The organism is Symbiobacterium sp., assembly GCF_040797425.1.
Classification (GTDB): domain Bacteria; phylum Bacillota; class Sulfobacillia; order Symbiobacteriales; family Symbiobacteriaceae; genus Symbiobacterium.
The window spans coordinates 38,333-48,908 of sequence record NZ_JBFNEH010000030.1 but is presented as its reverse complement, the minus strand read 5'-3'; the positions used below and the strand labels follow the sequence as shown (position 1 = coordinate 48,908).

Sequence of the window (10,576 nt, the reverse complement as noted above, 5' to 3'; positions counted from 1 at the left end):
GGGGCCGTGTGCGCGGACGGCCCGGGGGGGGGGCGCGGCGGCCGGGGGGCGCGCTGGGTGGTGGGCATCTTCGGCCTGCACGCCCGCCACCACCTCGCCGATGCGGGGGTAGTCGGCGGTCCCCACGAGGGCGTCGATCTCGGGGATTTCCTTTGCCAGCTCCTCGCCGTAGCGGGGCACCATGCACCCCGCCACCACCAGCGCCTGGCACCGGCCCGTCGTCTTCTGCTGGGCGGCCTCGAGGATGGCCTCGATGGACTCCCGCTTGGCGTCCTCGATGAAGCCGCAGGTGTTCACCACGAGGACGTCGGCCTCCTCCTCCCGGTTGGTGATCTGATAGCCGGTGTTCTGGAGCAGGCCGATCATCGCCTCGGTATCCACCAGGTTCTTGGCACAGCCCAGGGAGATGAAGCCCACTTTCACCGGGCGGCCGGCCACCTGGGCTCCGGGAAGGGCCTTCGTGGGGCGGTCGGTCAACGCACGTCGCCTCCTATGAGAAAGAGGCCGCCGGAGAAGCCGCGGTGGCCTCGCTGAATGGTCCGTCTGGCGTACTTATTTTACAGACATGGGGCGGGGTTGTCTACCTCACCGGGCCCAACCCCGGCCTCAGGCGGCATGGGCGTTCCGGCGTGGGACACGAACAGAGTCGGGCACGGGAGTACCCACGGTTCGTGGTGGAGAAGGAAATATGCGATTTCCTGCAGTATTCACTCCTACCACATCATCGGAGGTGCCACCCGCGTCCGAAACCGAGAAAGCCAGGTTCACCGAGATTGACGTCGAGCGGATCAACGTACGGGATCCCGACGGCACGGTGCGGATGATCATCTCCCACCAGCTTCCCGACGCCGTGGTCAACGGCAAGACCTACAAGCGGTCTCACTCCCTTCCCATGGCCGGCCTCCTCTTCTTCAACAACGAGGGATTCGAATGCGGCGGTCTCTGGTACGGAGGCAGGACGGAAAACGGCCAGCCTGTGGCCGGAAGTGGCCTGACGTGGGACCGCTACAACCAGCAGGACATTGTCAGCATCGGGTATTACGAGGTCAACGGCCGCCGTGGTTACGGCGTGACGGTGTTTGACCGGCCGGAGTATCCCCTTTCCGACTTCGCAGCCAGGGTGGATGCGGCCCTGCAGATGCCGGACGGGCCGGAGAAGCAGCAGGTGCTGAACGCCCTGGCCCGTGAGTCCGGAACGGAGCGCCTGTTCATGGGCCGCACCGAAGACGGGGATGCGGTCGTACAGATCAACGACAGCAAGGGCCGCCCGCGCATCCGCATGCGGGTGGACAAGGACGACATCCCGCGTCTGGAGTTCCTCGATGAGCATGGCGCAGTCGTCTACAGCCTGCCGCCGGAGAGGGAATCGTGAAAGCCCTCCCAACAGATCGAACCGGAGCCCGGCACCCCCTCCACTGGCGGGTGCCGGGCTTGAATGCTGCCAAGCCTGACGAACCGGCGTTGCCGCACGGCAGAACCCGTCGTGTCATCGCTGCGAGCCTGCGAAGACCGTAAACCGCAGCTGCTCCCAGTCGGCCGGCAGCGGGTACACCGGCGCGTCGGAGTCCCTGTTCGCCTCCAGGAACGCCTTCATGTACGCGTACATCGCCTCGGAGTAGTCGTGCCCCACGCCGCGGTCAAGGATGAAGATGCCCTGTCCGCCCGCCTCACCGTAGAGCGTCGTCAGCGCCCGGGCCCGGGGCAGGACCGCCTGGCCCCACAGCTTCGTGATGATCCGCCGCTCCTCGTCGCCGTATGAGTCACGGTAGAGCACCGTGTTGTTCTGGTCGTCCTCGCCCATGTAAATCAGCCGGGCCACCCGGTTGTGGGCCGCAAGGTCGAAGGGGTGGCCGGCGACGGCTTCGTAGTCGGCGACACCGATGGGGTAGATCAGCTTCTCCCCGCCGTACTCGGCCAGGGGCAGCAGCATGTTGTCCAGCGTGGCCCCCGAGACCAGGGCCTTCACCTTCTCCGGGTGCAGCGCCGCCAGCCGGTCGAGGAAGGTGCCCGAAGCGGAGAACCCCACCAGGAAGACCTGCTCCTCCACGTCGTGGCCGTACTGGTTGAGGTACCCCACGGCGTGCTCGATCATCGCCACCACCTGCTGATCCAGGTGGGTGAAGCTCTCCACGGCGTAGCCCGCCTGGCTGAACTGGCGCTCGAGCAGCCGGGCCAGCTCCGGGTCCTGCATCTTCAGGTGCAGCGTGGCGACGTCGCGGTCCAGGGCGTGCGTCAAGAAAGTGTTCTCCTCGCCGCCGGACCGGTAGGTGATCACCGGCCGGGGGATCACGGGCATCAGGAGCGGCGACCAGAGCTCCTCCGCCAGCTTCAGGGAGACCAGCTCCCTCTGCTCCACCTGGGCGCGGGTGCGGGTGATGGTCTCGGTAATGCTGCTGTCCGGGCCGGTGTTGTTGATGTCCACCACCAGGTACCGCCGGTGGCCGGCGTTCTCCTGCCGGTGGGCGTCGCCGGGCAGCACCAGGAAGTAGGGCCAGTGGAAGCCCCGCTCGGGCATGGCCGGCACCAGGATGATGCGGCGCTCACCCGTGCTGGTGAGGTCCGGCAGACCCGCGGTGGTGAAGCGGGCCCGGACCACGCCGCCGCCCCGGGTGAAGAGCTTCAGGGTATACTCGGTGTTCAGGTCCAGCACGGGGCGGCCGCTCGCCACCGAAGCCTCGTCGGCGATGACGAGGTCGTCCCAGACGAAGGAGAACCGCCGGGAGACGTAGGGCTCCCCGGCCGTCTCCAGCCCCACCGCCTCCACGTCCGCGGCCCGCACGCCGAGGCTCGTCAGGTCGACGACGGGGTTCCAGGGGTCGACGGGCACGGTAAGGCGGATGCCCGCCCTGCGGGGCACCACGTCCACCGTGCGGGTGGCCCCGTCCCAGCTCGCCGTCATGCCCAGCGCCGCCGCCACATCGGCAAGCCGCACGTACGCCCGGTCGTTCAGCAGGAAGTTGTCGGCCTGCACCGCCTGGCCGTTGACTCTGAGCGTGAAGCCGTTGCGAAGCACCTGAATGGTCTCGAACTGACCGAAGGCCGCCGCAGCCGTGCCGCCCAGGAGCAGCAGCCCGGCCAGCGCCGCCCCGGCGCGGGCGAACCGTCTCACGGGTAAGCCCTCCTTCTCCGGCCCGGCTCTGTGGGGATACCCCCTCCCGGGCCTCCGGTCTCTCCCTTCGAGGCCGCCCGACCCGAACCCTTCCGCGCTCCCCCGCCACACCCCCCGCACATCAGTCCCCCACGATCACAGAAGACGAGTCAACGTGTCGAGCCGTCCCCTACTCCCCCACGCCCCTGTGCACCAGCCGAGCCAACCGTCCCAGCCCAGCGGCCGCGGCCAGGACCGGCGGAACCGCCAGCACTGGCAGCCAGGCCGGTGCACCGGCGTGCAGCCAGACGGCCGTCCCTGCCAGCACGGCACCCCCTGCCAGCCCCACAACGCCCCCCGGCCGCGTGGGCACCTGTTCGAAGGCCAGGGCCAGCGTCCCCGACTCCGGCTGCGGCGCAGATCGGCCCGGGGCCGCATCGAACGCCGCTGCGCCGACGATCCAGGTGAGGCAGCCGAGCGCGACCGCCAGGGAGACGGCGGCGAGAACGACGACCTGCGCCGGTGAAAGTCCCACCGACAAGGCCCACGTCAGCGTTGTGAGCCCTGCCACCAGCGGCAGGGGCAGCCCGGCCAGCCACTTGCCCAGCAGCAGTTGGTGCGGCTTCGCCCCAGCCAGCAGGGCCAGCGCCGCGCGCTCCCCGTCCGCCGCGAAGAGCGCCGCCGCCTGCTCGCCGTAGTTGAACACCGCAAACAGCAGGCCGGCGGCGAGGCAGAGGGTGTCGGCCCGGGATTCCGCCACGAACCGCCCCAACCAGAGCGGCAAGGCGAGGCCCGAGAGGACGTAGCCCAGACGGATGAGGCTGAACCAGTTGCGCCGGGCCGCCAGCCAGGCCCCGGCCTGGAGGGCGCCGGCCGGTCCCCGCACCAGGGCGGGCCAGCGAGAACGCAGGGGGCGGCTCTGCCGATCCGCCATCTCGCACACGGCAAGCCACCCCTCGCGATGCGCTTCCCCGTCCCGCCTTTTCAGGAGTCTGGTGAAGCAGAGCAGGCCCGGCAGGGAGAGCAGCAGCACCAGGGCCAGCTCCCCCGCCGCGACCCCGCCGGCACCGGGCGCCGGCGCCCCGAGCCCGGAAAGTGCGGGTCGCCAGAGCCCCACGGTGAACAGGTAGGTGAGCCAGCCGGCCATGGTGAGCGCCAGGAGCATGCCCACGGCCGGTATGGCCACCAGCGCTCCGGGCCAGCGCCGGACCAGGCTCAGCAGGACCGCCAGCCCCGTCAGGTGTCCGAGGCATCCGCCGGCCAGGGCTGCCAGCAGCATCGCCGCGCCTGCCCACAGTTCTGCGCCCCGGGCGGCGGGGGAGAGCGCAACGGCAAGGAGCAGTGCCGTCCACGCGTGACCGGGCGTGGCCGCGATCACATCGGCGATCACCACCGCCTCCGCCGGCGTCGGCGAGAGGTGGACGAGGCGCACGAGGGGACCGGTGTAGAGCCGCCTGCGGCCCCTGAGCAGCAGCCCGAGCAGGGCAAGCAGCCAGGCCTCGGCAAAGGCGAGCAGCGCCAACGTACCTGCGGGCAGCACCGGGGGCACGCTGCTCAGGCGCCAGAAGAAGAGTCCGGCCGGCACCACCTGTAGCAGCGCCCTCCAGAGGCCCGTCCGCACTCGGCTGAAGCGCCAGCCGTCGTTGTAGGCGCCCCGCCAGGCCGCCACGAGCAAGGCCCGTACGGGCAGCCCGATCGCGGCCCCGGCCGCTGGGGTTCCACGCCGCGCACTCATGCCGTCACCCCCATGGGCGGGTCGTCGGTAAGCGCCAGGAACAACTCCTCCAGCCCTGCGCCGGGCCGCCCCGCCGCGGCCCGGAGCACGGCCAGGTCGCCCACGGCCCGAATCGCGCCGGCATGGATGATGGCAATGCGGTCCGCCAGTTCCTCGGCCACCGCGAGGATGTGCGTGGTGAGGAGCACGGCCGCGCCTTCCCGGGCGGCCGCCCTGATGAAGTCCTTCACCGCGCGGCTCGCCCGAGGGTCGAGGCCATTGGTGACCTCGTCCAGCAGCAGCACGCGGGGCCGGTGCACCAGGGCCGCCGCCAGGGCCAGCTTCCGCTTCATGCCCAGGGAGAAGGAGCGGATCTGGTAGTCGCCCCACCGCTCCAGCCCCACCTGGGCCAGCAGTTGCTCGGCCCGCCGCCGCCCCTCCGCTTCCGGCAGGTCGTACAGCCCGGCCACCAGCCAGAGGAACTCCCGGGCGGTGAGCGACTCGTGCAGGAGCGGCACATCGGGCACATACCCGAGCAGGCGGCGGACCGGGCCTCCCTCGCCCCAGAGGTCCCGCCCCTCCACCAGCACCCGGCCGGCCGTGGGCCGCAGAAGGCCGGTGGCCATCCGGATGGTGGTGGACTTGCCGGCCCCGTTGGTGCCGAGGAAAGCGAGTACCTCGCCGTAGCGCACCTCCAGGTTGATGCCCCTCACGGCGGTGAAGTCGCCGTAACGCTTCACGAGCCCGACAAGCCGCAGGGCTGCGCCGCCGCACGCCTCCCGCTGCGCAGAAGGAACAGGCGTTGCACCGTCCGCCGCTGGAGCAGCCGGATACGCCGGAGGCGCCGGCGGACCGGACGGGATCGCCGGCGGCACCCGTGCACCGGCTGGCGTCGTCGTCGACGCGGGGGCAGCGGGCGGAAGCGTCCGGGTCGCCGGTGCGGCTGGCTGCGCCTCGGCCGGCGGCGGAACAACCACAGGCTCAGCGGCCGACCCCGGACCGGCCAGCACCGCGCAGAAACGATCCGGCTCGTCGAGGCTCAGCACCACGCGGGTGAACTGGCAGAGCCCCTGTCCGGGCACCTTCAACTCGTAGGGCCGGGCGAGGGTGAGCGCCACCAGCCGGCGGTGGTCGGCCAGGACGTAGAGCGTGTCGGTCTGGCTGCGGTAGCTGATGCCCACATCGAGGCGCCGGGACAACGGCGTCTTCAGGGGCGCCACCGTGCGGATGTCCTGCCGCCGGACCGCCACGCGCTGGCGACCCATCTGCAGCAGCAGCCGCTCCCCGTCCAGCACGTGGGCGGTGCGCAGCGGCGCCATGACGAACCAGTAGACCACGGCGGTGATGGCCAGGCCGCCCAGCCCCACCCCGAGGCCCCATGGCGGCGGAAGCAGGAAGATGGCGATCACCCACCCTGCGAGATCGGCCCCTGCGAGCACGCCGAGAGTGAGCAGCCGGTTCTTCAGGGCCTGGCCGGTTCGGGTGTACGTGAACCGCTCCATGCTCGTCCCTCCTTGATACTACAGCTGTAGTAGTTTGCCGATCAAGGTGCCCGCCTCAGGCAAGGCGGGTGACCACCAGGTACAGCACGGTATACGCAACGCCCAGCGGCAGGTGAAACCAGCCCATCCGGCCCCACCAGCGCCGCTGCAAGCGGCCGCCGCCCAACCACGCGGGCAGGCTCAGATGCGGAGCCGGCATGTCCGCGTCAGTCAGGCTGGTGAGGCGGTGCACCAGGCGGGACGACGCACCGGTCCACACCGCCTGCGCGTGGCCCGGACCGCACGCGGCTGCCGTGCGGCCGGTCTGCCGGAGCCCCCAGCGGGCGAGGGCCAGGGCGTAGCCGCGCCGGTCGCCCGTCCAGCGCACGGCCTGCTGATCGGCCGCCATCTCCACCTCCAGGAGGAACAGGTCGGCGGCGCGGCGGACCAGAGGGTGCCAGCCCAGCAGCGTGCGGGCGATGCCGCAGGCCCAGATTCGCAGGGGATCGCGCCGCATTGCGTGGGCCAGTTCGTGGGCGATGACGGCCCGGAACTCGGGCTCGGGCAGCGCCAGAACCGAAGGCGTGACGATCAGGACGGGCCTGAGGAGCCCCAGCGTCGCGGGTTCCATCCGGTCGGCGGGGTCGAGCAGCACCGCAACCGGGTGCTTCAGCCCGAAATCGGTGGCCAGCGCCTGGATGCGGGCCGCCGCCTCCCCGGGGGCCGGAACCAGGCCGCGCAGGAGAAGTCTGCTGGCGGCCAGGTGCAGTCCCAGACGCCACAGGGCGATGCCGCCGGCGGCCAGGGCCGCCCAGGCACCGGCAGGCGACAGCAAGAGCATCACGAGCGGCACGACGAGCAGCACCGACGCCCAGGCCTGCCTTCTGGCCGGGCTGACGTGCGGGCCGACGATCGCCAGCGTGGTCAGCGTATCCACCAGGAAGAGGCTGACGATGAACAGCCAGGCCGCCATGAGCCCCAGAGTTCCCATCACCGCTCGTCCCCCTCCTCCAGCCGCTCCAGCAGCCGGCGCACCGCCGCGATCTCGTCGGGGGAGAGCTTCTCGGTGCCCAGCAGGAAGCTCACCGCCGGCAGCACCCGCCCCCCGAAGAAGCGCTGTGACCACTCCTGCAGCGTGGAGGCCGCCATCTCCTCCCGGCCTCGGGCCGCCCGATAGAGGTAGGCCCGGCCGCACCGCTGGCGGGTGAGCAGCCCCTTCCGCACCAGGCGGGTCATCACCGTCATCACCGTGGTGTAGGCGATCTGCCGGTCGGCGAGCAGGGCCCGGTGCACGTCCTCCACCTGCACCTCGCCCTTCTCCCAGACCACCCGCATCACGTCGGCCTCCAGCGGCCCCAGGTCGAACCCGGTGGCGTCGGTCATGTTCGTCACCTCTCTGTTTCCAGTATATACGACGGTCGTAGGGAACAAGATGATCGTATGGAATGCCGACCATTCCCGGCGTCGGGCCGCCGCCAAGCCGTGGCCCATGGAAGGCCGCATGCACAGGTGACGGAAGAAAACGCCACAGTTCCCTATTGACAACCCAACCCCCCGGGGGTATGCTTCGATTAGACGGTTATCTAATTGTCTCACCGTTGGAGGCGGGCATAGGATGGACCACCAGCCGAACGACAGGGTGCGCGACGTGTGCACCACCTCGGAGTCGGACGATGTACGCCTGGCCGCGCACCGGGAGCGTCTGGTCGAGGTCGCGGGCCTCTCGGAACTCTTCCGGGTTCTGGCCGACGAGACCCGCACCAAGATCCTCTACCTACTGGCGGCCGAGGAGCTCTGCGTGCACCACCTGGCGCAGATCCTCGACCTCACCCTGCCCACAATCTCCCATCACCTGCGCCTGATGAAGCTGATGCGCCTGGTGAAGACCCGGCGCGAGGGCAAGCACGTCTACTACTCCCTCGCCGACGACCATGTGCTGCAGCTGATCCAGACGGCGCAGGAACACTATCAGGAGGAGTAACCCCATGGCCAGAAAGTTGAGCTGCACCCTGCAGGGGCTGGATTGTGCAAACTGCGCCGCCCGAATCGAAGAGGCCCTTCACCGGCACGGCATGGCCGATGCGATCGTCAGCTTCGCCACCAGCCAACTGGTCCTGGACGAGGATGAGGTTGCGCAGGCCGAGGCGGTCATCCGCCAGGTGGATCCGAAGGTCACCCTCGTACGGCCGGAACCGGCCCCGCAGGCGGGCGGTGAGGAAGAGGACGACGCCCCGAGCTGGCGCCGCATCGCCGAGATGGCTGTTGCGGCCACCCTGCTGGTAATCGGGGCTGTCTACCACGGCACGCTCCACACGCGTCCCTGGGCCGAATACGCCGTTTTCGTGCCGGCCTACCTGCTGGTGGGACGGGACGTGCTGCTGGCCGCCGTCCGCAACATCGGCCGCGGGCAGGTGTTCGACGAGAACTTCCTCATGACCCTCGCGACGCTGGGCGCGTTCGCCATTCACGAGCTGCCCGAGGCAGTGGCGGTCATGCTCTTTTACGCCGTCGGCGAGTACTTCCAGGACCGGGCCGTGGCCGGCTCCCGCCGGTCCATCAAGGCCCTGCTGGCCGTGCGCCCCGACCGCGCCAACCTGCGCCGGGGCGGCGAGGTGGTGGCGGTGCCGCCGGAGGCGGTGGCCGTGGGGGACGAGATCATCGTCCGCCCCGGCGAGCGCATCCCCCTGGACGGCGAGGTGATCGAAGGATCCACCTACGTGGACACCTCGGCCCTCACCGGCGAATCGGTGCCTCGGGCTGCAACCGTGGGCGACACGGTACTGGCCGGCACGGTGAACACCCGCGGGCTGATTGTGGTGCGGGTGACCCGGCCCTTCGGCGAGTCCTCCATCGCCCGGGTGCTGCAGCTGGTGCAGCAGGCGGCCGCCCGCAAGGCCCCGACCGAGCGGGCCATCACCGCCTTCGCCCGCTGGTACACCCCCGCGGTGGTCGGCCTGGCCGCCCTCGTGGCCCTGGTCCCGCCGCTGGTGCTGCCCGGCGCCACCTTTGCCGAATGGCTCCACCGGGCCCTGGTGTTGCTGGTCATCTCCTGCCCGTGCGCCCTGGTGGTCTCGGTGCCCCTCAGCTACTTCGGCGGCATCGGCGCCGCCTCCCGCGCCGGCATCCTCGTCAAGGGCGGCAACTACCTCGACGCCCTGGCGAAGGTGGACACCGTGGTCTGGGACAAGACCGGCACGCTCACGCAGGGCACGTTCCAGGTGGTGGCGGTCGACACAGCCGGCGAAATCGCCGCGAACGACCTCCTGCACCTGGCCGCCCACGCCGAGGCGCACTCCGCCCACCCCATTGCCGCCTCCGTGCGCGAGGCGTACGGGCGTCCCCTCGACCCGGGCGCCGTCACCGACTACGAGGAGGTAGCCGGGCACGGCGTGCGGGCCAGGGTGGACGGCCGGCTGGTGCTGGCGGGCCACGAGCGGCTCCTGACCCGTGAGGGGGTGCCCGTCGGGCGCTCCGCCGGCCCCGACAGCGCCGGCACCGAGGTGCACGTGGCGGTGGACGGCACGTGGGCGGGCCGCGTCCTCATCGCCGACCAGCCCAAGCCCGCGTCCGCCGACGCGGTGGGCCGGCTGCGGGCCATGGGCGTGCGTCGCCAGGTGATGCTCACCGGCGACGTGCAGCACGTGGCCGAGTCCATCGGCCGGCAGCTCGGCCTCGACGAGGTGCGGGCCAACCTGCTGCCCGAAGAGAAGGTCGCCGCCGTGGAGGCGATTGCCGCGGCGCGGCCGGAAGGCCGCCGACAGGGCACCCTGGCCTACGTGGGCGACGGCATCAACGACGCGCCCGTGCTCACCCGGGCGGACGTGGGCGTGGCCATGGGCGCGCTGGGCTCCGATGCGGCCATCGAGGCCGCCGACGTGGTGATCATGGACGACGACCCTGCCAAGCTGGCCCTGGGCGTCTCCATCGCCCGGCGCACCCGCCGCATCGTGGCCGAGAACATCGCCTTCGCCCTCGCCGTGAAGTTCCTGATGCTGCTGCTTGGCGCACTGGGCCTGGCCGGCATGTGGGAAGCCGTCTTCGCCGACGTGGGCGTGGCGCTGCTCGCCATCCTCAACGCCACTCGGGTGATGCGGGCGCCCCGCTCGCGGGACCTGAAGGTGGCATGACCCGTCGAAGAGCCCGAGAGCCTGCCTCCTCCTCGACGAGCGGGAGGCAGGCTCCTTGTTCATCTCGTCTGCGCGCGGTCGGGCCATCTCCTGCGCCCACCCGGCGCGGTCTAACCGTGATGAGGCCGGTAACCATTAGACGGCCGGGCTTGTCCCGGTGACGGAC

8 protein-coding genes and 1 pseudogene are annotated in these 10,576 nt (G+C 70.8%); 3 read left to right on the top strand and 6 right to left on the bottom strand.

What is annotated here, in order from left to right:
* A pseudogene (locus tag AB2385_RS10725) lies at window positions 1-477 on the bottom strand (hypothetical protein); the annotation flags it as partial.
* A 211-nt stretch (window positions 478-688) separates the two neighbouring features.
* Here AB2385_RS10725 and AB2385_RS10720 point away from each other — a divergent pair.
* A complete protein-coding gene (locus AB2385_RS10720; RefSeq protein WP_367654983.1) occupies window positions 689-1,372 on the top strand; it encodes a hypothetical protein in 684 nt (227 codons plus the stop codon).
* A gap of 114 nt (window positions 1,373-1,486) precedes the next feature.
* On the opposite strand, the gene AB2385_RS10715 is transcribed toward AB2385_RS10720, so the two are convergent.
* The 5 genes from AB2385_RS10715 to AB2385_RS10695 form a co-directional block, all read right to left on the bottom strand.
* Complete coding sequence (locus AB2385_RS10715; RefSeq protein WP_367654982.1) at window positions 1,487-3,109, bottom strand: stalk domain-containing protein; 1,623 nt, start codon at window positions 3,107-3,109, stop codon at window positions 1,487-1,489.
* A gap of 169 nt (window positions 3,110-3,278) precedes the next feature.
* Complete coding sequence (locus AB2385_RS10710; RefSeq protein ID WP_367654981.1) at window positions 3,279-4,823, bottom strand: hypothetical protein; 1,545 nt, start codon at window positions 4,821-4,823, stop codon at window positions 3,279-3,281.
* Window positions 4,820-6,304 (bottom strand): ABC transporter ATP-binding protein, encoded by a 1,485-nt coding sequence (locus tag AB2385_RS10705; RefSeq protein WP_367654980.1) that lies wholly within the window; start codon window positions 6,302-6,304, stop codon window positions 4,820-4,822. The genes AB2385_RS10710 and AB2385_RS10705 overlap by 4 nt, the downstream gene beginning before the upstream one ends.
* A gap of 55 nt (window positions 6,305-6,359) precedes the next feature.
* Window positions 6,360-7,274 carry a M56 family metallopeptidase gene (locus AB2385_RS10700; protein ID WP_367654985.1) on the bottom strand — a complete coding sequence of 305 codons (915 nt, stop codon included), beginning with the start codon at window positions 7,272-7,274 and terminating at the stop codon, window positions 6,360-6,362.
* Window positions 7,274-7,666, bottom strand: coding sequence for a BlaI/MecI/CopY family transcriptional regulator (locus AB2385_RS10695; RefSeq protein ID WP_367654979.1), 393 nt, complete (start codon window positions 7,664-7,666; stop codon window positions 7,274-7,276). The genes AB2385_RS10700 and AB2385_RS10695 overlap by 1 nt, the downstream gene beginning before the upstream one ends.
* 232 nt (window positions 7,667-7,898) lie before the next feature.
* Between AB2385_RS10695 and AB2385_RS10690 the strand changes: the two genes are divergently transcribed.
* On the top strand, window positions 7,899-8,264 hold the full coding sequence (locus tag AB2385_RS10690; RefSeq protein ID WP_367654978.1) for an ArsR/SmtB family transcription factor: 366 nt from the start codon (window positions 7,899-7,901) through the stop codon (window positions 8,262-8,264).
* 4 nt (window positions 8,265-8,268) lie between these two features.
* Complete coding sequence (locus AB2385_RS10685) at window positions 8,269-10,410, top strand: heavy metal translocating P-type ATPase (protein ID WP_367654977.1); 2,142 nt, start codon at window positions 8,269-8,271, stop codon at window positions 10,408-10,410.
* Window positions 10,411-10,576 lie beyond the last annotated feature (166 nt).

Bases quoted from the DNA above. Each gene is read 5' to 3' on its own strand.
- AB2385_RS10720 (WP_367654983.1), top strand. From the start codon at position 689: ATGCGATTTCCTGCAGTATTCACTCCTACCACATCATCGGAGGTGCCA.
- AB2385_RS10710 (WP_367654981.1), bottom strand. From the start codon at position 4,823: ATGAGTGCGCGGCGTGGAACCCCAGCGGCCGGGGCCGCGATCGGGCTG.
- AB2385_RS10705 (WP_367654980.1), bottom strand. From the start codon at position 6,304: ATGGAGCGGTTCACGTACACCCGAACCGGCCAGGCCCTGAAGAACCGG.
- AB2385_RS10700 (WP_367654985.1), bottom strand. From the start codon at position 7,274: ATGGGAACTCTGGGGCTCATGGCGGCCTGGCTGTTCATCGTCAGCCTC.
- AB2385_RS10695 (WP_367654979.1), bottom strand. From the start codon at position 7,666: ATGACCGACGCCACCGGGTTCGACCTGGGGCCGCTGGAGGCCGACGTG.
- AB2385_RS10690 (WP_367654978.1), top strand. From the start codon at position 7,899: ATGGACCACCAGCCGAACGACAGGGTGCGCGACGTGTGCACCACCTCG.
- AB2385_RS10685 (WP_367654977.1), top strand. From the start codon at position 8,269: ATGGCCAGAAAGTTGAGCTGCACCCTGCAGGGGCTGGATTGTGCAAAC.